General features: G+C 60.6%; 24 protein-coding genes and 4 tRNA genes. 11 read left to right on the forward strand and 17 right to left on the reverse strand.

The genetic code is table 11. The features are described from left to right. Window positions 1–107: 107 nt before the first annotated feature. The 4 genes from C1A13_RS04640 to C1A13_RS04655 all read right to left on the reverse strand — a co-directional run bounded on the left by C1A13_RS04640 (window position 108) and on the right by C1A13_RS04655 (window position 449). Window positions 108–183: transfer RNA gene (locus C1A13_RS04640), tRNA-Gly, on the reverse strand. A gap of 3 nt (window positions 184–186) precedes the next feature. After that, window positions 187–262: transfer RNA gene (locus tag C1A13_RS04645), tRNA-Phe, on the reverse strand. A gap of 29 nt (window positions 263–291) precedes the next feature. Next, a tRNA-Asp gene (locus C1A13_RS04650) sits at window positions 292–368 on the reverse strand. Window positions 369–373: 5 nt separating this feature from the next. After that, window positions 374–449, reverse strand: a tRNA-Val gene (locus tag C1A13_RS04655). A 146-nt stretch (window positions 450–595) separates the two neighbouring features. Between C1A13_RS04655 and C1A13_RS14850 the strand changes: the two genes are divergently transcribed. Continuing rightward, complete coding sequence (locus tag C1A13_RS14850) at window positions 596–772, forward strand: hypothetical protein (protein ID WP_158595683.1); 177 nt, start codon at window positions 596–598, stop codon at window positions 770–772. A gap of 54 nt (window positions 773–826) precedes the next feature. Here the strand turns inward: C1A13_RS14850 and C1A13_RS04660 are convergent, their stop codons facing one another. Together C1A13_RS04660 and trhA are read right to left on the reverse strand one after the other, a co-directional pair. Continuing rightward, complete coding sequence (locus tag C1A13_RS04660; protein WP_207654177.1) at window positions 827–1,180, reverse strand: ComEA family DNA-binding protein; 354 nt, start codon at window positions 1,178–1,180, stop codon at window positions 827–829. A 113-nt stretch (window positions 1,181–1,293) separates the two neighbouring features. Further along, window positions 1,294–1,947: a PAQR family membrane homeostasis protein TrhA gene (trhA, locus tag C1A13_RS04665; RefSeq protein ID WP_101549563.1), complete on the reverse strand. Its 654-nt coding sequence runs from the start codon at window positions 1,945–1,947 to the stop codon at window positions 1,294–1,296. Between the two features lie 150 nt (window positions 1,948–2,097). On the opposite strand from trhA, the gene C1A13_RS04670 reads away from it, so the two are divergent. From C1A13_RS04670 to C1A13_RS04700, 7 genes are all read left to right on the forward strand, one after another. After that, on the forward strand, window positions 2,098–2,628 hold the full coding sequence (locus C1A13_RS04670; RefSeq protein ID WP_101549565.1) for a DUF1836 domain-containing protein: 531 nt from the start codon (window positions 2,098–2,100) through the stop codon (window positions 2,626–2,628). A gap of 174 nt (window positions 2,629–2,802) precedes the next feature. After that, the gene (locus C1A13_RS04675) at window positions 2,803–5,424 is read left to right on the forward strand and encodes a valine--tRNA ligase (RefSeq protein WP_101549567.1); all 2,622 of its coding nucleotides are present in this window, start codon (window positions 2,803–2,805) and stop codon (window positions 5,422–5,424) included. A gap of 122 nt (window positions 5,425–5,546) precedes the next feature. Further along, entirely contained in the window at window positions 5,547–6,830 is a 1,284-nt protein-coding gene (locus tag C1A13_RS04680) for a bifunctional folylpolyglutamate synthase/dihydrofolate synthase (protein ID WP_101549569.1), read from the forward strand. Window positions 6,831–6,941: 111 nt separating this feature from the next. Next, window positions 6,942–7,313 carry an STAS domain-containing protein gene (locus tag C1A13_RS04685; RefSeq protein WP_101549571.1) on the forward strand — a complete coding sequence of 124 codons (372 nt, stop codon included), beginning with the start codon at window positions 6,942–6,944 and terminating at the stop codon, window positions 7,311–7,313. Continuing rightward, window positions 7,300–7,737 (forward strand): anti-sigma F factor, encoded by a 438-nt coding sequence (gene spoIIAB, locus C1A13_RS04690; RefSeq protein ID WP_101549573.1) that lies wholly within the window; start codon window positions 7,300–7,302, stop codon window positions 7,735–7,737. The genes C1A13_RS04685 and spoIIAB overlap by 14 nt, the downstream gene beginning before the upstream one ends. Then, window positions 7,734–8,414 (forward strand): sigma-70 family RNA polymerase sigma factor, encoded by a 681-nt coding sequence (locus C1A13_RS04695; protein ID WP_101549575.1) that lies wholly within the window; start codon window positions 7,734–7,736, stop codon window positions 8,412–8,414. The genes spoIIAB and C1A13_RS04695 overlap by 4 nt, the downstream gene beginning before the upstream one ends. A gap of 421 nt (window positions 8,415–8,835) precedes the next feature. Then, a complete protein-coding gene (locus tag C1A13_RS04700) occupies window positions 8,836–9,216 on the forward strand; it encodes a hypothetical protein (RefSeq protein WP_101549577.1) in 381 nt (126 codons plus the stop codon). Window positions 9,217–9,291: 75 nt separating this feature from the next. On the opposite strand, the gene C1A13_RS04705 is transcribed toward C1A13_RS04700, so the two are convergent. The 9 genes from C1A13_RS04705 to C1A13_RS04745 form a co-directional block, all read right to left on the reverse strand. Then, a complete protein-coding gene (locus tag C1A13_RS04705; RefSeq protein WP_101553179.1) occupies window positions 9,292–9,801 on the reverse strand; it encodes a GNAT family N-acetyltransferase in 510 nt (169 codons plus the stop codon). 140 nt (window positions 9,802–9,941) lie between these two features. Then, window positions 9,942–11,306 (reverse strand): MATE family efflux transporter, encoded by a 1,365-nt coding sequence (locus C1A13_RS04710; RefSeq protein ID WP_101549579.1) that lies wholly within the window; start codon window positions 11,304–11,306, stop codon window positions 9,942–9,944. A 1-nt stretch (window position 11,307) separates the two neighbouring features. Beyond that, window positions 11,308–11,742, reverse strand: a complete 435-nt coding sequence (locus tag C1A13_RS04715; protein WP_101549582.1) for a MarR family winged helix-turn-helix transcriptional regulator — start codon at window positions 11,740–11,742, stop codon at window positions 11,308–11,310. Between the two features lie 376 nt (window positions 11,743–12,118). Then, window positions 12,119–14,038, reverse strand: coding sequence for a TetM/TetW/TetO/TetS family tetracycline resistance ribosomal protection protein (tet, locus tag C1A13_RS04720; RefSeq protein ID WP_101549584.1), 1,920 nt, complete (start codon window positions 14,036–14,038; stop codon window positions 12,119–12,121). 372 nt (window positions 14,039–14,410) lie between these two features. After that, on the reverse strand, window positions 14,411–15,754 hold the full coding sequence (locus tag C1A13_RS04725; RefSeq protein ID WP_101549586.1) for a plasmid recombination protein: 1,344 nt from the start codon (window positions 15,752–15,754) through the stop codon (window positions 14,411–14,413). A gap of 321 nt (window positions 15,755–16,075) precedes the next feature. Then, entirely contained in the window at window positions 16,076–17,230 is a 1,155-nt protein-coding gene (locus C1A13_RS04730; protein ID WP_101553180.1) for a helicase RepA family protein, read from the reverse strand. Window positions 17,231–17,237: 7 nt separating this feature from the next. After that, on the reverse strand, window positions 17,238–17,558 hold the full coding sequence (locus C1A13_RS04735; RefSeq protein ID WP_101549588.1) for a plasmid mobilization protein: 321 nt from the start codon (window positions 17,556–17,558) through the stop codon (window positions 17,238–17,240). 54 nt (window positions 17,559–17,612) lie between these two features. After that, window positions 17,613–18,695 (reverse strand): site-specific integrase, encoded by a 1,083-nt coding sequence (locus tag C1A13_RS04740; RefSeq protein WP_101549592.1) that lies wholly within the window; start codon window positions 18,693–18,695, stop codon window positions 17,613–17,615. Between the two features lie 3 nt (window positions 18,696–18,698). Further along, window positions 18,699–18,899, reverse strand: coding sequence for a DNA-binding protein (locus C1A13_RS04745; protein WP_101549594.1), 201 nt, complete (start codon window positions 18,897–18,899; stop codon window positions 18,699–18,701). Between the two features lie 190 nt (window positions 18,900–19,089). On the opposite strand from C1A13_RS04745, the gene C1A13_RS04750 reads away from it, so the two are divergent. Continuing rightward, window positions 19,090–19,623, forward strand: coding sequence for a helix-turn-helix domain-containing protein (locus tag C1A13_RS04750; RefSeq protein ID WP_055081003.1), 534 nt, complete (start codon window positions 19,090–19,092; stop codon window positions 19,621–19,623). Window positions 19,624–19,818: 195 nt separating this feature from the next. Here the strand turns inward: C1A13_RS04750 and guaA (C1A13_RS04755) are convergent, their stop codons facing one another. Together guaA (C1A13_RS04755) and guaA (C1A13_RS04760) are read right to left on the reverse strand one after the other, a co-directional pair. Beyond that, window positions 19,819–21,123 (reverse strand): glutamine-hydrolyzing GMP synthase, encoded by a 1,305-nt coding sequence (gene guaA / locus C1A13_RS04755; RefSeq protein ID WP_101549597.1) that lies wholly within the window; start codon window positions 21,121–21,123, stop codon window positions 19,819–19,821. 35 nt (window positions 21,124–21,158) lie between these two features. Then, window positions 21,159–22,691, reverse strand: a complete 1,533-nt coding sequence (gene guaA, locus C1A13_RS04760; protein WP_101549601.1) for a glutamine-hydrolyzing GMP synthase — start codon at window positions 22,689–22,691, stop codon at window positions 21,159–21,161. Window positions 22,692–22,860: 169 nt separating this feature from the next. On the opposite strand from guaA (C1A13_RS04760), the gene C1A13_RS04765 reads away from it, so the two are divergent. Then, window positions 22,861–23,298: a hypothetical protein gene (locus C1A13_RS04765; protein ID WP_101549604.1), complete on the forward strand. Its 438-nt coding sequence runs from the start codon at window positions 22,861–22,863 to the stop codon at window positions 23,296–23,298. Beyond that, window positions 23,288–23,491: a DUF378 domain-containing protein gene (locus C1A13_RS04770; protein ID WP_101549606.1), complete on the forward strand. Its 204-nt coding sequence runs from the start codon at window positions 23,288–23,290 to the stop codon at window positions 23,489–23,491. The genes C1A13_RS04765 and C1A13_RS04770 overlap by 11 nt, the downstream gene beginning before the upstream one ends. Window positions 23,492–23,625 lie beyond the last annotated feature (134 nt).

Below are 23,625 nucleotides of genomic sequence, written 5' to 3' on the forward strand. Positions count from 1 at the left end.
CGCTTTCGCGGGGGCCCCGGGACCTCCGGATTTAAAATGTCGGTGGAGGCAGCGGGTTCGCTCTCGCTGAAAAAGAAAAAGGACGCTTCAAAATGAAGCGTCCTTTTTGGAGCGGGTTACGAGGCTCGAACTCGCTACCTCCACCTTGGCAAGGTGGCGCTCTGCCAAATGAGCTAAACCCGCGCTTGGTGCCTTCGGTCGGAATCGAACCAACGACACGAGGATTTTCAGTCCTCTGCTCTACCAACTGAGCTACAAAGGCATATTTGGCAAAGCGGAAAGGGAGAAAAATGGCGACCCGGATGGGGCTCGAACCCACGACCTCTAGCGTGACAGGCTAGCGTTCTAACCAACTGAACTACCGGGCCACAACTGGTGGGAACTACAGGGCTCGAACCTGTGACCCTCTGCTTGTAAGGCAGATGCTCTCCCAGCTGAGCTAAGCTCCCACATTTGCCTTTGGCGACTGAACGTCCAACAAGCGACGTAAATTATTATACATTGCCTGTCCCGGAATGTCAACCGCTTTTTTCAAAAAAGCGCTCCCGCATAATCCCGCCCGCCCTGCAAAAACTATCGGCAGGAGGTGAGCGCCATGCTCGAAAAAAACCGGCTGATCCATCCCGAACGGAAACGGTCCCGGACCCGGCACGACCATTTCGCACAGGTCGACCCGAACGCGGAAATCACCAGCGCGTTCATCAACCAGGCGGTATCCCAGGCGGAGGGCGCTCCCGAGCCGCCCGCGCCGGAGAACCCGAACCGGAACTAAACGAAACGGACGCGGCGTCTGCCGCGCCCGTTTTTTATCAGGGTGAACTTCGGCTCAGTCGAACGCCAGGTAGGGGGAAATCTGCTCGAGCGTCTTCTCGCCGATGCCGCTGATCTCCAGAAGCTGTTCGGGGGAGTCGAGCGTACCGTAGTCGCGGACGTAGGCGCGGATCGCCCCGGCCTTTTCCGGCCCGATGCCGGGGAGCTGCGTCAGCTCCTCCTCGGTGGCCCGGTTGATGTGGACGACCACCCCCTCCAGCTCGGGGTAGGGGTTTAAAACGGGCGCGGGGGAAAAGGCGATGCTGGCGGGGACCCGGGGCGGCGCGGTGGCGACGTTATAGCAGATGAGCGCGGCCGCGAGAAGCCCCGCGGCGGCCCAGATGAGGCCCGTGCCCGACCGCTGTTTCATGCCGCCGCCCCCTTTCGCTCCCATGGGGAAATGATACCATCCCGCCGCAGGGAACGCAAGCCTCCCGCCGCAAAATACGCGGCGGGAGGCTTGCGTTCAGAAAACGACGGGGTTCAGACGATGTACAGCAGGACCATCAGGTAGTGACAGACGCTGCCGGCAATGACGAAGAGGTGGAAAATCTCATGGAACCCGAACCGTTCGGAGAGGTTGGGGCGCTTGACCATGTAGATGACGCCGCCCACGGTATAGGCGAGCCCACCCACCACGAGCAGCACGATCCCCGGCAGGGGCAGCGCGCCCACCGCGGGCAGGTCGACGGCGATCGCCCAGCCCATCAGGATGTAGAGGGTGGTGCTCAGCCAGCGGGGCGCGCCCAGCCAGAACATCTTCATCAGGATGCCCGCGGCGGCGACCGCCCACATGGCGGCGGTGAAGACGAGGTTGTTCGGGCGGGGGAGCAGGGTGAGCAGCAGCGGCGTGTAGGTCCCGGCGATGAGCACGTAGATCATCGCGTGGTCGAGCTTGCGCAGCGCGGTCTGGATTTTGGCCGCGGCGTTGGTGAAATGGTAGATGCTGCTCGCGCAGTAGAGCGCGATGAGCGACAGGCAGAAGAGAATGCAGGAGACGGCGGTGACCGCCGTGACCCCCGGCGTCACCGCGAGATGCACCCCCATCACGACCAGGCCGATCACGGACAGCCACGCCCCGATGAAATGGGTGTAGCTGCTGATGGGGTCGCGCGCTTTCAGGAAGATCCGCGGCATAGTGGCACCTCACAACAATATAATGTAGTTTTAATAACTATATGATACTATTATAATATCACATATCGAAGAAAAAGCAACTGCATCTTGAAAAAGTTCACAAAATCATGTAGAATTGGGGACAGGGAATTCCGGCCGGGAGGGAAGACGATGAAAACCTTTGATGAAATCCTGTCCGCCGCCTTTGCGGACGCCGATCTCTCCGCCGCCGACGTGCCGCGCATCGACCTCTATATGGACCAGATCCTGACGCTGGTGGACGAGGGCCTCGCGGGCAACAAGCGGTCGGCGGAGGATAAGCTGCTGACCAAGACGATGGTCAACAACTATTCCAAGGAGCATCTTATTATGCCCGTCAAGGGCAAAAAGTATTCCCGTGAGCAGGTGATGCAGCTGCTCTGCATCCTCACCCTCAAGCAGCAGCTCGCGCTCTCCGACATCAAAAGGCTGGTGGCGGGAGAGGGGGCGCCGGGCGGCTTCGAGCGGGCCTACGGGGACGCGCTCGCGCTCAAAAACCGCCTGCGCCCGAAGCTCGAGGCGCTGCTGCGGGAGGAGCTTTCGGACGCGTCGGGCCTGGAGAGCCGGGAGCGGGCGCTCGCGCTCGCCCTCGCGCTGGCGGGAGCGGCGACCGAGCTGCGGCGGGTGTGCGAGGGCGTCGTGGAAAACGCCCCGGAGGGATAGCGTCCGACGGGCGGCGGGGGCAAAGCCCCCGCCGCCTTTTGGCGCGGCCGCGTCCCTGCCGCCGAATCCGCTGAAAAGGCAGATTTTCCGGCGGTCCCGCTTGTAATTGGACGGGAACTTTATTATAATATAGAGTATTGTAATTTGCCGAAAGAGGCTATTGGAGGAACAGACATGCCGAAACAACTGGAAAAGGTTTACGACCCCAAGCAGGTTGAGGATAAAACCTACCGCTTCTGGGAGGAGGGCCGGTATTTCCACGCCGAGCCCAATCCCGAGAAGAAGCCCTACACCATCGTCATCCCCCCGCCGAACATCACCGGCAAGCTGCATATGGGACATGCCCTCGACGAGACGCTCCAGGACATCCTGATCCGCTGGCGGAGGATGCAGGGCTACGAGACGCTCTGGCTGCCCGGCACCGACCACGCGTCGATCGCCACCGAGGCGAAGATCGTCGAGGCCATGCGGCAGGAGGGCGTCACCAAGGAGGACCTCGGACGCGAGGGATTTTTGAAGCGCGCATGGGCGTGGAAAAAGGAGTACGGCGGCCACATCATAGACCAGCTCAAAAAGCTCGGCTCCTCCTGCGACTGGGAGCGGGAGCGCTTCACCCTCGACGAGGGGTGCAGCAGGGCGGTCCGCGAGGTGTTCGTCAACCTCTATGAGAAGGGGCTCATCTACCGCGGCGAGCGGATCATCAACTGGTGCCCCCACTGCAAGTCGACCATCTCGGACATCGAGGTGGAGTACGACGAGAAGGACGGCTTCTTCTGGCACATTAACTACCCGATCGTCGGCACGGACGAGGTGCTCGAGATCGCGACCACCCGCCCCGAGACGCTGCTCGGCGATACCGCCGTCGCGGTGCACCCGGACGACGAGCGCTACAAGCACCTCGTGGGCAAAAAGGTGCTCCTGCCGATCGTGGGCAAGGAGATCCCGATCATCGCGGACGAATACGTTGAGATGGACTTCGGCACCGGCGTGGTGAAGATCACCCCGGCGCACGACCCCAACGACTTCGAGGTCGGGCTGCGCCACGACCTGCCCGTCGTGAACGTCATGAACGACGACGCCACCATCAACGAACACGGCGGCAGATACGAGGGCATGACCCGCGAGGAGTGCCGCAAGGCGATCGTCGCGGACCTCGAGGCGGGCGGCTACCTCAAATCGGTCGAGCCCTACAAGCACAACGTCGGCGGCTGCTACCGCTGCGGCAGCGCGATCGAGCCGCGCGTCTCCAAGCAGTGGTTCGTCAGGATGGAGCCGCTCGCCAAGCCCGCCATCGAGGCGGTGCGCAGGGGCGACACCAAATTCGTGCCCGAGCGGTTCGACAAGATCTACTTCAACTGGCTGGAAAACATCAAGGACTGGTGCATCTCCCGCCAGCTCTGGTGGGGCCACCGGATCCCCGCCTGGTACTGCCCCGACTGCGGGGAAATGGTCGTCTCCAAGGAGGACCCGGACGCCTGCCCGAAGTGCGGCGGAAAGCACCTGGTACAGGACCCCGACACCCTTGACACCTGGTTCTCCTCCGCGCTGTGGCCCTTTTCCACCCTCGGCTGGCCGGACGAGACCCCCGAGCTCAAATACTTCTACCCGACCAACACCCTCGTCACCGGCTACGACATCATCTTTTTCTGGGTGGCGCGGATGATCTTCTCGGGGCTGGAGCATATGGGGGAGGTGCCCTTCGACACGGTGCTCATCCACGGCCTTGTGCGCGACGCGCAGGGCCGCAAGATGAGTAAATCCCTCGGCAACGGCATCGACCCGCTGGAAGTCATCGACAAATACGGCGCGGACGCGCTGCGCTTCACCCTCGCCACCGGGAACGCCCCCGGCAACGACATGCGCTTCTCGGACGAGAAGGTGAACGCCTCCCGCAACTTCGCCAACAAGGTGTGGAACGCGAGCCGGTTCGTGCTTATGAACCTCTCCGACGGGCTGACGGACGTTTCGCTGCCCGGGACGCTCGCCGTCGAGGACAGGTGGATCCTCACGAAATATAACGCGCTCGTGCGCGAGGTCACCGAAAACCTCGAGAAGTTCGAGCTGGGCCTCGCGGTGCAGAAGCTCTACGACTTCATCTGGGACGTGCTCTGCGACTGGTATATCGAACTCTGCAAATCCCGCCTGCAGGCGGGCGGGGAGGCCTCCCTCGCGGCGCAGCGGGTGCTCGTGTACGTCCTGGGGGGCACCCTCAAGCTGCTGCACCCCTTCATGCCCTTCATCACCGAGGAGATCTGGCAGGCGCTGCCCCACGAGGGGGAGAGCGTCATGGTCTCCGACTGGCCGGTCTACGACGAGGCGCTCAACTTCGCCGCCGACGAGCGCGACTTTGAAAAGGTCATGCAGGCCATCCGCGCCATCCGCGTGCGCCGCGGCGAAATGAACGTGCCCCCCTCCAAGAAGACCCACCTCTACATCGCCACCGGCGAGGCGGAGGTCTTCCGGCAGGGAATCCCCTTCTTCCAGCGGCTGGCCTTCGCCTCCGACGTGGAGATCGGGGAGCGGTTCGCGCCCGAGGGCGCGGTGCAGGTCGTCACCGAGGCGGCGCGCATCTTCATCCCGATGGACGAGCTCGTCGACCGCGAGAAGGAGCTCGCGCGCCTGGGCAGGGAGAAGGCCGCCTGCGAAAAGGACATCGCGGTCCTCTCGGGCAAGCTGATGAACCCCGGGTTCGTCGAAAAGGCCCCGGCCAACGTCGTCGAGGCGGAGCGCCAGCGGCTCCAGAAGGTGCGGGAGCGCCTTGCGAAGATCGAGGAGAGCCTTTCCGCGTTCTCCTGAAAGACCGCGGAAAACAGAGACCTTTTACAGCAGGCCGGCCGCGCCGTGCCGCCGGGGACGACGACCGCGAGGCGGCGTCCCCGGAACGGGGCGGGCCCGGCCTGCTTTTTTGGAGGGACAGGATGACTTATCAGGAGGCGTTAAGCCATATCCATTCGTTCGGGCGGTTCAGCGCCAAACCGACGCTCGACCGCATGGAGACGCTCATGGGGCTGCTGGGCGATCCGCAGGAACGGCTGAGAATCGTGCATGTGGCGGGCACCAACGGGAAGGGCTCGACCTGCGCGATGATCGCGTCGATGCTGGAGGCGGCCGGGTACCGGACGGGGCTCTACACCTCGCCCTTTGTGCTCGATTTCCGGGAGCGCATCCAGATTGACCGGGAGATGATCTCCCGCTCGGAGCTGACGGAGAGCGTGGAGCGGGTTTCCTCGCTGGCCGCGCGGGTGGACGACCTCAACGAGTTTGAATTCGTCACCGCCGTCGCCTACGACTATTTCGCGCGGAAAAACTGCGACGTCGTCGTGGCGGAGGTGGGGCTGGGAGGCGCGTTCGACGCGACCAACGTGGTGAGAAGGCCGCTTATCAGCGTCATCACCCAGATCGGCCTCGATCACACGGCGGTGCTGGGCGGGACGGTCGCGGAGATCGCGCGCGCCAAGGCGGGCATCATCAAGGCGGGGGTTCCCGTCGTGACCTGCGCCGCCCAGGACGTCGACGCGCTCGCGGTGATCTACGAGGAGGCGTGCGCCAGGGGCGCGCCCGTCATCCAGCCGAGCCCCCACCCCGAGTGGATGAAGCTGGGGCTCGAGGGGACCGAGCTCGGGTACCGCAGGTGCGGGCTGCACATCCCGCTGGCGGGGCGGCATCAGGTGGACAACGCGATGACCGCCTTCACGGTGGCGGTTGAGCTGGGCCGGACGCCGGAGTTCGGGAAGCTCCTGCTGGGGGACGCGATCCCGCGCGGGATCGCGTCGGCGCGGATCCCCGCGCGGTTCGAGATCGTCGGGCGGGACCCGCTCGTCATCCTGGACGGCGCGCACAACCCGCAGGCGGCCCGCGCCCTCGCGGACGCGCTCTCCCTCGCCGGGGACCGTCCGGTCACCGGCGTGATGGGCGTCCTCGCGGACAAGGACGGGGGCGGCGCGCTTTCCGCGCTCGCCCCGCGCTTCAGGCGGCTCATCTGCGTGACCCCGAAGAGCCCCCGCGCGCTCGACGCGCACCTGCTTGCCGAGCGCGCCGACGCGCTTGGGCTGCGGGCCTCCGCCGCCCACAGCGCCGGGGAGGCGGTTGAGCTGGCGCGGGCGGTGGCCGCCTCGGAGGGCGGCGTGGTGGCCGTCTGCGGGTCGCTCTATCTGGCGTCGGAGGTGCGCGCCCTCTTTTTCCCCGGGGTGAAATTGGAATAGGGACATGCTTCGACAGCATTTTCACGGAAAAAGCTCTATCCTTTGGATAGGGCTTTTTTTGCTGCGCGAAAGCGGGGAGAAATGCCTTCCCAGGAAAGGACGTAGAAGATTATGGCTGTTCAAATCGATCTGGCGGACGAGCTGTTGACCGCGCGGATTATCGGCGACATCGACCACCACAGCGCCAAGGAGATGCGCGAGACGATCGACGACGCGGTGCTCAAGGGGCAGGTCCGCGAGCTGGAGATCGACTTTCGCGACGTGACCTTCATGGATTCGTCGGGCATCGGCCTGGTGATGGGGCGTTACAAGCTCATGCAGGAGCTGGGCGGGACGCTGCACCTGGTCAATGTGGCGAGCCATCTGAAAAAGGTGATGGTTCTCGCGGGGCTCGACCGCCTCGCGGTTCTGGACAGGGCCGAGCGCCGCCCCGTACCCGATAAGTCTGCGAAAGCCGGAGGAATGGAAGATGAAAGCAATTAATTCGATGAAGCTGCAGTTTGAGGGCCGCTCGGTCAACGAGGCGTTCTCCCGCACGGCGGTGGCGGCGTTCGTCGCGCAGCTCGACCCGACCGTGGAGGAGCTTTCCGATATCAAGACCGCCGTCAGCGAGGCGGTGACCAACTGCATCGTCCACGCCTACCGCGACCGGCTGGGGATCGTGTACATAACCGCGAATATCCTGCCCGACCACCGCGTCGTCATCAAGGTGCGCGACAAGGGCTGCGGCATCCCCGACATCAAAAAGGCGATGGAACCGATGTATACGACCGCGCCGGAGGAGGAACGCGCGGGCCTGGGCTTTGCCGTCATGCAGAGCCTTATGGACCGCGTCAAGGTGACGTCCAAGGAAGGAAAGGGGACGACGGTGGTTCTGGAGAGGGACATTCGCAGCAAGGAGGCATGAAGCCGGTGATCGAATGTGCCGAAAACAAACGGGAACAGACCATCTCCCAGAACATCGGTCTGGTACATGCCTGCGCCCACCGGTTCAAGGGGCGCGGGATCGAATATGACGACCTCTTCCAGGCGGGCTGCATGGGGCTGTGCAAGGCCGCCGACGCGTTCGACGAGACGCGCGGCGTGCGGTTTTCCACCTACGCGGTGCCCGTCATCCTCGGCGAGATGCGCCGCCTCTTCCGGGACGGCGGCGCGGTCAAGGTCTCCCGCACCCTCAAGGAGCTGTCGATGCGCATCTCCCGGGAGCGGGAGCGCCTCGCGAACGTCCTCGGCCGGGACCCGACGGTGGCCGACCTCGCGCAGTCGATGGACCTGCCGGAGGAGCAGGTGGTCGAGGCGCTCTGCGCCGCCGCGCCGCCCCTCTCCCTCACCGAGAGCGACGACGACGGCGGCGGGCAGATCGACCTGCCGGTCGCGTCGCCCGAGGACATGCTCTCCGACGTGATCTCCCTCAAGCAGGTCGTCGGCAGCCTCGAGCCGAACGACCGCAAGCTGATCGTGCTGCGGTATTTTTCCGGCATGACGCAGGTGCAGACCGCCGCGCGTCTGGGCATGACGCAGGTGCAGGTCTCCCGCCGCGAAAAAAAGATCCTGACCGCCCTGCGCCGCGAGCTCACGGGGTAGCGGGGGAGAAGGGAGCGGACGGGCGTCGGACAGGCGCGATATGCGAAAAAGGGAGGGCGGATTAAATCCGCCCTCCCTTTATGTGAAGCAGCAGGTCGTCATACGCAGGCTCTTCTGAGGGCTGTCGCCACCCTTATACTGCCGCCGCTTGTTGTTGCTCACACTGCCATACTATGCGGCGCGCCGGCGGGGGGCGACTGGCGGCGCGGCGTTATGCGGCGCCGCTTTTGGGCGTTTGGGGGGAAAGCCGGCAAAAGCGGCGCCCCCGCGCGGCGGCCCCGCCCGCTTTGCGGGAGGAAATTTTGTTTGGCAGCCGCGCCCGCCCGTCCGGCACGGTTTTGGGTTGACATCCGGCGGCGGGTGCGTTACAGTGGATTCATAAAATCGAGGGCGGAAAAGCCGCCTGAAGGGGGTTGGACGCATGGAGGCGGGATCTTACCGCGTGTCGCGCGACGGCATCACGCTCGAGGCGCGGGCGGCGGCGCTCGACGAGGGCCTCACCGTGACGGTGGGCGGCGGGCGGTCGCACATCGGGTCGGTGGCCATCGCGCAGCCGCGCCCCAGCCTGCGCGGGGACGGGAGCGTCTCCTGCACCTGCTCGGTATGGAACCAGCCCGGCCACAAGGACGAGGCCGTCGCCCGCCCGGTCGCCGAACGCCTCTGCCGCGTGCTCAACACGGTGGTCGTCGTCACGGCGGGGGTCCACCTCCCCGGCGCGGACGCGGCGCGGATCGAAGCGGTGGAGCGGCTGGCGGAAGAGCTGGCGGAAAAGCTCCTGGAGGACCAAAAGCCCGCTGGGTAAGACAGAAAAAGCCGGGGAACCCCGCTGGGGTCCCCCGGCTTTTTGGCGCGCGGTTTCCCGGGCCGCCGCAGGGCGTCAGAGCCCGAATTCCTTTGCGTACCGCACGACGCCCTCCATCCGGACGGGCTCGTCCGACAGGGGGAGGGCCATGAAGTTTTCAGACGGCGCGTCGAACGGCGGGCGGATGCCGAACCGTTCGGCGGGAAGGTAACCGAATTTCGGATAGTATCTTTCGCTTCCGAGGACGACGGAGAAGGGATAGCGCAGTTCCCGCGCCGCACGGTGCCCCTCCGCGATCAGCGCGGAGCCGACGCCCCTCCGCTGGTACGCGGGGAGCACGGACAGCGGGGCGAGCGCCAGCGCGGTCCGCCCGCCGATCCGGATTTCCGTGAAGAGAATGTGCCCGGCGAGAATTCCGTCCGTCTCCGCGACGAGCGACAGCCCGGGCACGAAGGCGCCGCTCTTCCGCAGGGCGGCCACCAGCTCGTGCTCCCGCCCGTCGCTGTGCTCGGCGGCCGCAAACGCGGCCTTGACGAGTTCATACACCGCCTCATAGTCCGCGGGAGTCTCTTTTCGGATGATCATGGCTTCCTCCAAACCGCCCGCGCCTTTCCGCGGGCCTTTCACTGATTCTTGGCGGTTTACGGGGCCGGATTGCACCGCGCGCGAAAAAAGGATCCCGTTTTCGCGGAAAGAAACCGGGAATCCCGCGGCCGGCGCCGCGGTCACCGGGAAGGGGGTTCGGTCCGGCCCTCTTTTTTCTGTCCGTACAAAAACCGCGCGAGGAAAACGGCCGCCGTGACGGCTGTCAGCGTGCTGCTTGCCGCCGAGGTGAGCCACACGCCGTCCACGCCCAGCAGGGGGACGAGGACGGCGAGCGCGAGCAGCGGGAAGAAGAGCGCGCGGCCGATGGAGATGCCGAGGGAGGTCCCCGGCCGGTTGACGGCGGTAAAGAAGGCGCTGAGCCCCACGCCGATCCAGCCGGTCAGGTAGGTGAAGGAGAAGAGTTCCATGGCCCGCAGGCTCATTTCCAGCAGGGCCGGGTCGTTCTCCCGGATAAACAGGGAGATGATCCCCTGCCCGCCGAGGCGCATCCCGGCCAGCGTGATCCCGGAGAGCAGCGCGCCCGCGAGCAGCACCCGCTTTTCAAAGGCGAACATGCGGCCGCGCAGCTTCGCGCCGTAGCAGTAGCTGATCGCCGGCTGCATCGAGTCGGTCATGCCATAGAGGAGGGAGGCCATGATGCTGTCCACATAGAGGACGATGGAAAACGCGGCCACCGCCATCGAGCCCGCCAGATGAAGCAGGATGCTGTTCAGGATGATCATCAGGATGGAGCCCGCGATGTTGGAAAAGAACTCGGAGGAACCGTTGAACAGAATGTTGGTGATCTGCCGGAGGCGGATTTTCCCGCGTACGAAGCGTAGCTGGAGCTTTTTCCGGAGAAACGGCCAGTAGCCGAGGAGGGTTCCCAGCGAGAGCCCGATGCAGGAGGCCAGCGCGGCGGAGCCGATGCCGAGCCGCAGCACGCCGAGGAACAGGTAGTCCAGCAGAATATTGAGCAGGGAGGTCATGATGTTGAGCGCCATGCTGTAGTGGGTGCGGCCGCAGATGCGAAGGTAGTTGTCGACCGCGAAGAACACCATGATGAAGGGCGCGAAGACGGCGTACACCTTGATATATTCCACCGAGAGCGCGGTGACCTCCGCGTCCGCCCCCATCAGGCGCACGAGCGGTTCCGCGCCGAAATAGCCGATCACTCCCACGACCGCGGATATCCCGACGATCAGCAGGGAACAGACGGTAAAAATCCGGCTGGCCTCCAGCTCCTTTTTTTCGCCCAGGTGGATGGCGATCTGCACCGACGAACCGACGGCGACCATATCGGCGAGGGCGAAGCTGATGCTGAGCAGCGGCATGACGAGGTTGATTGCCGCGAGGGCGTCCGACCCGATGAAACGACCCACAAAGACGCCGTCGGCGATCGTATAGAGGGCGGCGACGGCCATGCTGACCATGCTGGGGAGGGCGCACCGAAAGAACAGGCGCGTGGGGGAGAGCGTCTCGAAGATCTGATTTTGCTGTTCCATATCAAAAATCCTTCTTATATTCCTCGGTAAAGGTGCCGAGGATCGAGCAGAAGGCCCGGATCTCATCCGCGGTAAACCGCCGCTCGACCGCCTGCGCGGCGCGTTCAAAGGGGCTGTCGTAGCTTTTGAGGGACTCGGCCACCTGATTTGTCACACGCAGGTAGACGACCCGCCGGTCCGTCTCGCTGCGCGACTTCTCAACCAGCCCCATTTTGACGAGCTCGTTGACCTTGAGAGTGGCGGCCGGCGCGGAAATGCGAAGCGTCTTTGCCAGCCTGCCCACCGTACAGCCGCCGTCCGCTTCCTGGAAGGAGATGACGTCCAGGTACATGATGCTGTTGTAGGAGAGCTCCCCGCCGCCCGTCCGGCTGAGCTGCCGCAGGTCGCAGACCGTGGTGTCGTAGTAGTATTGGTTTAGGGCGTCCCGCAGGTCCATGCCGATCCTCCTAAATGGTTAAGTCAATTTATATAATTTCGCTTAACTATATCACGGATTTTATCCGGAGTCAAGTGCCGGGGGAAAAAAGGGGCCCAGGCGAAAGCCTGGGCCCCTTTGAAAGCGTTTTCCGGATTTATTCCCACTCGCAAAATGAAACTTAATTCTAAACGCTTTTGTTTGGGGGATTTGATACCATTTGATTTTTCCTGATACCTATTATCCTTATCCTATGGGCTTGCCGAACTTTTGCTATCATTTGGCTATCAAGGAAATGGCTATCAACGGTAAAATTAGATTGGTTTCTCTGGTGGTTTACAACTACATTTTACCACGAAAGACAGGGAAATGCAATAACCTTCCTCGCTGTGGTGTATCAAGTGATCTTACTGAACATATGGCGCACCTTGTCCAGGCGGCTGTTTGGACGGCGGGGCTGGATGACCGGCTCGCCGACAGCGGCCTGATACCCTTTCAGTTCCGTCAGGCATACGCTCCGCCCGTTGGTGTAAAAGGCCAGATCAGTACGGTATGCCTGTATGCAGCGGACGGGAATCTCGCCTATAAAGACAACTTCATCCTTTTTTACCTGGGCCGTTTCGATGGTGGCACAGTATTTCGGCGCATCGTGATAAGCCCTGGAAAGGTATTCCTGGGGCGCATAGAGGGTGAAGGAGAGATAAGGTTCCAGCAACTGCGTCCCTGATTCCTTCAATGCCTGTTCCAATACAATCGGGGCCAATGAGCGAAAGTCCGCCGGCGTGCTGACCGGACTATAATAAAGCCCATATTCAAAGCAAATCTTACAGTCCGTTACGTTCCAGCCACACAAGCCTTGCTCCAGACCGTAACGGATACCATCCATGACAGCGTTTTGAAAACTCTGGTTCAAGTATCCCAGGGAAACCCGGCTCTCGTATTGTACACCGGAGCCAAGCGGGAGCGGCGTAACAGACAGTCCGATGGATGCCCAAAACGGGTTGGGCGGCACCTCGATATGGATAGTGTGGCTGGCCACTTTGAGCGGCCGCTCTAAATAAATGACGGTGGGTTCCTTCACCGCTGTTTCAATCTTGTACTTTTCCGCCAGCAAAGCGGAAACAACCTCCAACTGCACCCGGCCCAAAAAAGAAAGTATGATCTCATGGGTGATGGAATCCACCTCGTAGCGCAAAAGCGGGTCAGTATCCGCAATTTGCGTAAGAGCGTCCAGCAGCCGTTCTCTTTGCGTTGCCGTTTTCGGCGCAATCGTCGTCCGCAGCATGGGGAGGGGGGCATCGCGCCACCTTTCACGAGGAAGCCGGGTGTCGTCCCCCAATACGTCGTTTAATCCCACGCTGTCGCTGGGAAGGATGACAATTTCGCCCTTGTGGGCGGTGTCCGTCCGAACAATCTCCCCTTTGAATGGAATGCGTATCTCTGTGATTTTCAGCTTTTCTCTCCCGGCCAGGGCCACCGTATCCCGCAGGCGCAGCGTTCCGCTGTATAGCCGCAGATAGATGAGCCGCTGGTCACAATCTGTATACTCCACCTTGAAAACGCTGCCGCATAGGGCGGCGCTCCCCTGTTCCCCAATCGGTTGGAACAGCCCTGTCACCGCATCCATCAACGGTTGAATGCCAAGGCCCTTTTTGGCGCTGCCATGATAGACCGGGAACAGGGAGGCGTCTTGAACCCGCCGCTGTTCCTCCCGCGCAAGTTCTTCCCGGCTGATTGGTTCTCCTGCGATATACTTTTCCAATAATTCATCGTTATTTTCAATGACCGCATCCCATGCTTCTATGTCGGTATTTTCCTCCAGGACTATTTCCGGGGACAGCGACACCGTCTGCTTGATGATAATATCAGCGGAGAGCTTATCCCGAACAGACTGATACACGCCTTGCAAATCAACGCCAGTCTGGTCGATCTTATTGATAAAGATAACGGTGGGAATGTCCATTTTCCGCAGGGCATGGAACAGAATACGGGTCTGGGCCTGCACACCATCTTTAGCGGAGATCACCAAGATGGCCCCATCTAAAACAGCCAAAGAGCGGTACACCTCCGCCAAAAAATCCATGTGGCCGGGCGTATCCACAATGTTGACTTTACATCTGTGCCACTGGAAGGAAGTGACTGCCGCTTGAATGGTAATCCCACGCTGCCGCTCCAAAAGCATGGTGTCCGTCCTCGTTGTCCCTTTTTCGACGCTCCCCGGTTCTGAAATGGCTCCGCTGGCATATAGCAGGCTCTCCGTCAAGGTTGTCTTTCCAGCGTCTACATGGGCAAGAATCCCAATATTGATAATGTTCATGTCTATCCTCCGTACAAGGCCCAAATGGGCGCAAAAATCCCCAGCGGCTAATACTTTTACCGCTGGGGATCATGACTTCGGACACACAGAAGTATGCACGGCTTACATAAGCCGCTGTCCGTCACGATATTTACTAAAAAGGCAAAAGTATTCTTAAATTGGGCACAAAAACTAAGCCCCTGCAAGGGGCAATCATTTTTGCGCCCATTATCAAATTTTATTTAAGAATACCTTGCCGCATATTTGGTAGACTCCTCAAATCAGGATAATGATAGTATATCATAGTGCGCTCTAAAAAACAAGAAATTATTTTACCCGATTCCCCAAATAAAACCGGAGGGCATTCACTGGAACACCCTCTGGTTTTGGTGATTATCGTGCGCCTACCCTTGTTTTTTGCCTTGCGGCCCGTTTCCGTTTCTTTTCAGCCTGTTCCTGCTGGTAAGCGGCCTCCAATATTCTGTCCGCCTGTTCCGGGCCAATGGTGCGCCTGACCCGCTCATAGTCCCTAACCTTTCCTTTTAGACTGTCTCGCTCGGCGCAGACCTCGTAAAGCCTTTCTGATAAGGAACTATTTTTGCTGACCTCCCGGCCATAGTCCGCTTGCAGCCGCTCAAATTTGGATTTGAGGTCGCAGTAGGCCCGATAGACAGACCGCAGCACCTTGACGATCTTCGCCCATAAGGGCTTGGCCTTTTTCTCCCGGTAGGCTCTGGCCGATTCCAGCGGTCCCGCTTCTGGCAAGACCTGTTCCGGGTCGCTGGAAAATTCCTCCGCCAGCTTCTCCATGCCTTTCAGCATGGGGGCCACATCGTTTAGTTTGGCCTTGGCCTGGGCCGCTTTCTTTTCGGCAGCTGCCGCCTCCCTGTTCCTTCGGTCAACCTCGGCCTGGGCCAGCACAGCCGCCTCTTGAAGCTGTGCCAGCCGCTCCCGTTCACACTTCACCTTGAACTGCGTGACCGTCAGATGTTCCTCGGAGCTGCCACGCTCTCCACGTTCCAAGTCAGTGTAGCCAGCGGAGCGCATCTGCTGAAAAAAATCATCCTGCAAGACGCTGTACGACTTTCTCAGCACAGGCTTGCCCTTTGCTGTTCGTAACGGTTCCCCGGTGGCATTGTCTACCGCGGGCTGGGACGCCCACTTTTTGCTCATGCTGACCTGCATAACGGTTTCTTTGACCTTGCCCACCAAGGATTTGTCCTTGCACCGCTTTGTCCATCGTATTTCCTTTTCCACCACCGGGATATAGACCACATGGAGGTGGTAGTGGTACACATCCTCCCCCAGCGCCTCGGACATGGCTCGGTTGCGCTCGTCGGCGTGCATGACCGCCGACAAAATATACTGCTCTCCGCCTACGATTTTGATTGCGGCTTTGTATGCGTCGGTGTAAAATTGTTTTGCGAAGTCATAGCCGCCGTGATTGTAGAAGTAGGCGGAGTTCACATCAAAGACCAGCTCACCGTATCGAAAGGCGTCCGCCTTAATGCCGCGGGCGGAGATCACGCCGTCGGCCTCCATTTGGGCGAACATCTCCTGATACCCTGCGGATGGGGCCTTGAAATGGACATTGAGCGGCGTCCGCTCTGGTACAATGTCCTGGTTGACATAGGAATCCTTCTCACGCTCATTGTGCTGCTGGGTGTTACCGATTTTAGCAGCGGTCAGCCTCATATTTCTTGCGTTGGTGCGGTCAATGCCGTCGCCTCTCGCCATAGGAAAGATCCTCCTGTTTCAGATGTTTGATTGTTGAAAATGGGCGGGGGTTTCGGGGGGAGGCACTTCCTGCGGGAAGTGTAATAACCCACTATGACACTTTCGCCCCGTTGATGCGAAAGTGCCGTGGGCTCTCCCGAGGGGGTGCGGGGGCTTTGCCCCCGGCAACTGCGGTTGTCTCCCCCAGCAGGGCCGCCCTTTGAAAAGGGCACCCTGCACCCCGCCTAAACTTTGCCGCACCCCGTGACAGCCGTGACGACCGTGACGATGTTTTAGACACCGCCCCCGCTCTCAAAAAAGCCGTCACAGCCGTCACGGTCGTCACGCCTGGGGAGGTTCCAGCGTCAGGCTGATACTTCTCCCAGCGTGGGTACGGGTGTTCTCATAACGGATGTGATACTCTGCCGCCAGCTTACTGGCCCGGACGTTCAGCCGCATCGCCAGGGCGTTGGGCTTCATATCCACTTGCAGGGCCGCTGCCAACTCTGTGGCCGTACCGCCCCAGGACGGCCTTTCCGCCGTAATAAAGGCGGCTACGGCCTCCAGCACCGGGTCGGGTGGTTCTACCCATAACTCTGTTTCCATTCGCTCCAATGTCCATGTTAGGTGTTTCTTGTCCTTGGTGAGATAGAGCCGCTGGTCTTGTTGGTCACGTCCTACCACGTCCAGGGTGGCGGTGCCATCTGTTCGCTTCTCCTTCTGAAGAAGAAAGGCCCCGTCCGCCGCACCCGACAGGCCATTAGTGCCGGAGATCATATCAAACTTGTCGTCGGCCTGCTGTTTCCGAGTGTGATGTACCAGCAGGAGACAGACGCCGCAAGCATCAGCGAGGCGTTTCAGCTTGCCCACCACCTCATAATCGTTGGCGTAGCTGTACTTATCCCCACCAGCCTCCCGGATTTTCTGGAGGGTGTCAATGATAATCAGCTTGGTGTCGGGGTGTTCCTGCACGAATCGCTTTAGTTGCTCCTCCAGCCCGTTGCCGACCTGCTTGGCGCAGATGGAAAAGAGAAGGTCGTTGGTACCCTCCATGCCGAACATCCGGTAAAGCCGCTTCTGCAAGCGTCGGTGATCGTCCTCCAGCGCCAGATAGAGGACAGTCCCTTTGTGAACGGGATAGTCCCACAGGGGGAGGCCCATGCTGACGTGATAGGCAAACTGGGCCATCAGGAACGACTTGCCCACCTTCGGCGCTCCCGCAAAGAGGTATGTTCCCGGATAGAGCAGACCGTCAATGACGGGCGGTCTGCTCTGATAGACGTTCTCGTACAACTCGTTCATGGAAATTGTGGGGAGATACGCCGGGTCGTTCATGCGCTGCATTTTCCGCAGCAGTTCCGCATAATTTTTTTCAGGGGGATTGTTTTCTGTCGTGTCCTCTGCTATACTTGCGGTAGGTGTATGTGAAATGGGCTGTTCCCCGTCTGCGCCAACAGACGGAACCGGGACAGTCCTTTTCGTTTCCTTGGAATCCATCAATCTATCAATCCTCCTTCATGCCGCCCATGATAGCGGTGATCAGCTGAATGGTGTCCAGCAGTTCGTCGTCCACACCGGCCCCGTCCTCGACCCGCCGCAGTTCGTCCAGAACGGCGGCAAGCTGGTCACGCAGGGCCTTGTAGACCTTGGGATTACCCTGTACCACTACGTCCCGGCACAGGAGCCGTCTTGTGATGTAGTCCTGCTTTGTCAGGCCGGAGAGCCGCACAGCGGCGTCGATCTGTTCATCTTCCTCCGGGGACACCCGGAAGGCTACAATCTTGTTCCTCCAGCGGTTTTTGCTGTCTCGGTTTTTCAGTGACATTTTTAATTCCTTTCTCAACATGACAAAATCTTAAAAACGAAAATAATCTCGTTTTTAGGAAAATGAACCTTCTCGCTCCATGTCCAGCTTGTTCGCCATTTCCGTTTGCCTTGTGGGAAACAAGTGGGCATAGCGATAGGTGATGTCGATGCTTTCATGCCCTACCCGGTCAGCGATTGCCAGGGCTGTAAAGCCCATATCAATCAGCAGGGAAATGTGCGAATGTCGGAGGTCATGTATCCTGATTCGCTTCACGCCAGCCGCTTTCGCACCCCTGTCCATTTCATGGTGGAGATAGTGTTTGCTGACAGGGAAGATCCGTTCGTCCGCCCCGGCGCTGTAAAACATCTTTAAGTAGTCCTCCATCTCTCCACAGAGGAATTTGGGCATCTTAATGACACGGTTGCTCTTTTTCGTCTTGGGAGTGGTAATCACGTCCTTGCCCTTGAGGCGCTGATAGGATTTGTTGATGGACACTGTACCCGCCTCAAAGTCGAAGTCAGACGGGGTGAGGGCCAGCAACTCCCCCTCCCGGATACCGCACCAGTAGAGCATTTCAAAGGCGTAGTAGGAGAGGGGCTTGTCCATCATGGCGTCGGCAAATTTCAGATACTCGTCCTTCGTCCAGAACAGCATTTCACGCCGTTCCTCCACACCCATGTTCCCGGCCTTGGCCGCAGGATTGACCTGGAGGCCGTAGTAGCGGACAGCATGGTTAAAGAGGGCGCTCAACTGATTGTGGACGGTTTTGAGATAGGTAGGGGAGTAGGGCTTTCCTTTGGTGTCCGTCAATCCCCGGATTGCGTTCTGCCAATCCATCACGTCCTTGGCGGTAATTTCCGACAGTTTGCGCTTTCCAAAATACGGTAGGATTTTCTTCTGGATGATGCTCTCTTTTGTCAGCCAGGTGTTCAATTTCAGCTTGGGCTTCATGTCCTTCTCATAAAGTTGTGCGAAACTCTCGAAGGTCATATTTACGTCGGCCTGTTTCTGCATAAGGAACTCTCGCTCCCACGCCTGGGCCTCCTTTTTGGTGGCAAAGCCACGCTTTAACTTCTGCTGGCGCTCTCCTTTCCAGTCCGTATAGCGGAACTGGACGTACCAAGTGCCGTTGGCCTTGTTCTTAAACGCTGCCATAGGTTAATCGCTCCTTTCGTTCTGGCCTCTTGTGGCATAAAATTTTTCGTGGAAGAATTTGCGGTCGATCCGGCCTGAAATGGTAATACAGCCCGTCTTTTTCAACTCCGCATTCATGGAACGAATCAGCTTATAGGCATAGGGGACAGAAACCCCTAATTCTTCCGCTACCTCGTCCACCCGCATGAACATGGTGCTTGCCATTGTGGTTCACCTCCTCTCATGGCTCTTGCACTAAGCCTTTATGCTTAACAAATTATAACTAAACAAATTTGCTTTGTCAAGTGGCTTGCGGAATAATTTTTAACTTTTTTGTTTAAGATACTCTTGACTGTTACTAAGCGAATATGTTATACTATCTTCGACAGAAACCACCAGATAGGAGTTGGCATTTATGGCAATAGGAGAGCGCATCCATTTTTTCCGCACCCTCCGGGGTATGACACAGAAGTATCTTGGTATGGCGGTGGGCTTTCCAGAGCGTTCCGCCGATGTTCGTCTGGCGCAGTACGAAACAGGCACCCGGACGCCGAAGGCCGACTTGACCGCTGCCCTGGCGCATACATTAGATGTATCGCCCCAGGCGTTGAGCGTCCCGGACATAGACAACTACATAGGTTTGGCCCATACGCTGTTCGCCTTGGAGGATGTTTACAGTCTGAAAGTGATAGAGGCGGATGGACGCGCCTGCCTGCAAGCAGATATTTTCCAGGGAGGCCGTCAAGCCAGTGAGCTGAACAAAATCTTGATTGCGTGGCGGGAACAGGCGGCGAAGTTGGAGGCCGGGGAGATCACCAAGGAGGACTATGACCGCTGGCGGTACAACTACCCCAAGTATGACACCACCCAGCGGTGGGCCAAAGTCCCCTCGAAGGAATTAAGCGATGCTCTGATAAAAGGATTGAAGAAACAGAGAAAAGACAAATAGCAAAAAAGGTCTTGCCGACTGGTGAAAGTCAGCAAGACCTTTTTCTTAGGATATGGAGGATTTTCCCGCAAGCCACCCGCTATACGGGAGTGAACAAAGTAAATCCGGTTTTGGTATCTGCTATCAATTTGCTATCAAATGCCCCGTTTCCGTTTCAAAAACCCAGTGTTTTCAAGGCTTTGCTGGTTTTGTTAGTTATTCCCACTCGATCGTCGCGGGCGGCTTGGGGGAGAGGTCGTAGCAGACGCGGTTGACCCCCGGCACTTTCTTCAGGATGCGGTTTGTGATCTTCATGAGCACCGGCCAGGGCACCTGCTCGACGTCTGCGGTCATCGCGTCGATCGTGTTGATCGCGCGCAGGATGACCGGGTACTCGAAGCAGCGCGCGTTGTTTTTCACGCCGACCGATTTAAAATCGGGGACGACGGTGAAATACTGCCAGACGGTCTTGTCGAGCCCGGCGGCGTGGAACTCCTCGCGGAGGATCGCGTCCGATTCGCGCACCGCCTCGAGGCGCTCGCGGGTAATCGCGCCGAGGCAGCGCACCCCAAGTCCGGGGCCGGGGAAGGGCTGGCGGTAGACCATGGCGTCGGGCAGGCCGAGGGCGGTGCCGCAGGCGCGCACCTCGTCCTTGAAGAGCTGGCGGAGCGGCTCAACGAGCTCAAACGCGAGGTCGTCGGGCAGGCCGCCGACATTGTGGTGGCTCTTTACCATCTTGGCGGTCTTGGTGCCGCTCTCAACGATATCGGGATAGATGGTGCCCTGCGCGAGGAAGTTGATCCCCTCGAGCTTGCGGGCCTCCTCCTCGAAGACGCGGATGAACTCCGCGCCGATGATCTTGCGTTTTTGCTCGGGGTCCGCGATCCCCGCCAGCTTGCCCAAAAACCGCTCGCTCGCGTCGACGTAGACGAGGTTCGCGCCCAATTCGTCGCGGAAGACGCGCACGACCTGTTCCGGCTCCCCTTTGCGGAGCAGCCCGTGGTTGACGTGCACGCAGGTGAGCTGGTCGCCGATGGCGCGCAACAGCAGCGCGGCCACGACCGAGCTGTCCACGCCGCCCGAGAGGGCGAGCAGCACCTTGCGGGAGCCGACCTGTTTGCGGACGAGCTCGATCTGGTCGGCGATGAAGTTTTCCATGTTCCAGTTGGCCTGCGCCTTGCAGGTGTCAAAGACGAACCCGCGAAGCAGCTCCGTCAGCGCGGCGGGATCCTCCGGCCAATGGGGCAGGGCCTCGCCGCGCGCCGTGGGATGGTCGGCAGAAAGGGTCGGGATGCCGAGCGAATAGACCGCGGGGTCGACGTCGACGGGCGCGCCGTCCACCACCCGGTTGGGGCCGCCGTTCAGGAGGATGCCGCGCACGTTTGGCAGCGCGCGCAGCTCGTCCGGCGTGATGTCGTGCGGGTAGATTTCGCTGTAGACGCCCAGGTCGCGGACGGCCCGCGCGAGGACGGTATTTTCGGTGCTTCCAAGGTCCAGAATAACGATCATGTCCTGCTGCATATGCTGTTTTCCTCCCATGTCCTGCCGAGCCGGCCTCAGAGCCATTCGATGGTCGCGGGCGGCTTGGATGTGATATCGTAGACGATCCGGTTGATGCCGCGCACCTCGTTGACGATCCGGCGGCTGACGAGGTCGAGCACCTCGTAGGGGATGCGCGCCCAGTCGGCGGTCATGAAGTCGGTGGTGGTGACGCCGCGCAGCGCGACGGTGTAGTCGTAGGTGCGCCCGTCCCCCATGACGCCGACCGACCGCATGTCGGTGAGCACCGCGAAATACTGGTGGACCTCCTTCTCCAGTCCCGCCCGGGCGATCTCCTCGCGGAAGATCCAGTCGGCGTCCTGCAGAACCGCGACCTTTTCGCGGGTGATTTCGCCGACGATGCGCACGGCGAGCCCGGGGCCGGGGAAGGGCTGGCGGTCGACGAGGTAACCGGGCAGGCCGAGTTCCCTGCCGAGGGCGCGGGTTTCGTCCTTGAAGAGTAACCGCAGCGGCTCGATGATCTCCTTGAAATCGACGTAATCGGGAAGTCCGCCGACATTGTGGTGGCTTTTGATCGTCGCGGCGTCCCCCGCGCCCGATTCAATCACGTCGGGATAGATGGTGCCCTGCGCGAGGTAGTCGACCCGCCCGAGCTTTTTGGCCTCCGCCTCAAAGACGCGGATGAACTCCTCGCCGATGATCTTGCGCTTCCGCTCGGGGTCGGTCACGCCCGCGAGCTTATCGAGGAAGCGGTCGCGCGCGTCGACGCGGACAAAGTTGAGGTCATGCCCGCGGAAAGCCTCCTCGACCTCGTCCCCCTCGTTTTTGCGCATGAGGCCGTGGTCGACGAAGATGCAGGTGAGCTGGCCGCCGACCGCGCGGGAGAGCAGCGCGGCCGCGACCGAGCTGTCCACGCCGCCCGAGAGCCCGAGCAGCACCTTGCCGTCCCCGATCTTTTCGCGCAGGGACGCGACCGTGCTGCGGGCATAGTCGCCCATCGTCCAGTCGCCCTTCGCGCCGCACACCCGGTAGAGGAAGTTATGGAGCATGGCGACGCCGTTTTCCGTGTGGAGCACCTCAGGGTGCATCTGTAGGCCGTAGAGCTTTTTCTCGGGGTTCTGCATCGCGGCGGTGGGGCAGCAGTCGGTGTGCGCCGCGGCGGTAAAGCCCTCGGGCAGCCGGTCGATATAGTCGGTGTGGCTCATCCACGAGACGCCCTTGTCCGGCAGCCCCGCGAAGAGGGGGCAGGAGGTGTCGTAGTATGTAACCGTCTTGCCGTACTCGCGCGAATCGGGGCTGGTGACATGCCCGCCGAGGGTGTGGGCCATCAGCTGGATGCCGTAGCAGATGCCCAGCACGGGGACGCCCCGTTCAAAGACCGCCGGGTCGATGTGGGGGGAATCTTCCTCGTAGACGCTGTTGGGGCCGCCCGTAAAAATGATGCCGATGGGATTTTTCGCGAAGACCTCCGCAAGCGGGGTCCGGCTGGGGAGCACCTCGCAGTAGACCGCGCACTCGCGGACCCGGCGGGCGATCAGCTGGTTATACTGCCCGCCGAAGTCGAGGATCACGACCGTCTGGTGGTTCATATGGGTTCATCAATCCTTTTTTATCAGATACCTGCGGGAATACGTTTATTTTGCCACAAAAAGACGCAAAATACAAGCGGCAAGGAAACGATTGTTCCTGCCTGCGCGCCGTGCCGGGCAAAACCGGCGCGGGCGCGGAAAAAAAGACGGTCAAAGGAGGGATGGCGGAATGAAACGGCTGATTGCGGCCGCGGTGCTCGCGCTGGGCATGGCAATGCTCTGCTCGATGCGGGTGTACGCCGCGGGCGGGCAGCGGATCGTGACGCTGCCCGAGGGCGGCCCCTACCGGCTCGACGCGGCGGCCATCGAGCGGGAGACCGGCCCGTTTGAGGCGCTGGCGGTGACCCTCGCGCCCGAGGGGGACCGTGCGGTCCTCTTCTATGAGGGCGCGCCGCTGGCGCCCTACCGGGTGCTGAAGCGTTCGGAGGTGGACCGCGTGGCGGTCTTCGCGGCGAGGTCCGCCGCCGTCGGTTTCACGGCGCTTTCCTCCGAAGAGGACGCGCCCGGAGAGGCTCCCCGCATCCGGTGCATAAATCCCGATTTTTCCGGGCAGACTGATAACGGCGCGTCCCCACTGATCAAGGAGGTTGACTGGTTTGATCAATAAAATTGCGCTGATCCTGACCATCATCGGCGGCATCAACTGGGGCCTGATCGGCATCTTCCAGATTGACGCGGTCGCATGGCTTTTCGGAGGCTCGGCAAGCATCTTCAGCCGCATCATCTATACCCTCGTCGCCCTCGGCGCGATCTGGTGCATTTCGCTCCTCTTCCGCCCCGAAACGCGCGACGCGGTCTGACGGCGGCCCCAAAAAAGCGGCGGTTTTACCGCCGCTTTTTTATTTTCGCCGCCGCCCGGCCGTGAAAAACCGGAGGGCGCGGCCGGAAAATCTGCCCGCCGGGGTCCCCGAAGGTTGAAAAATCACCGCGGAAA

Origin of the sequence: Anaerotruncus massiliensis (ex Togo et al. 2026) (assembly GCF_900199635.1) — a bacterium.
In the GTDB taxonomy this organism is placed as follows: Bacteria; Bacillota; Clostridia; order Oscillospirales; family Ruminococcaceae; genus Anaerotruncus; species Anaerotruncus massiliensis.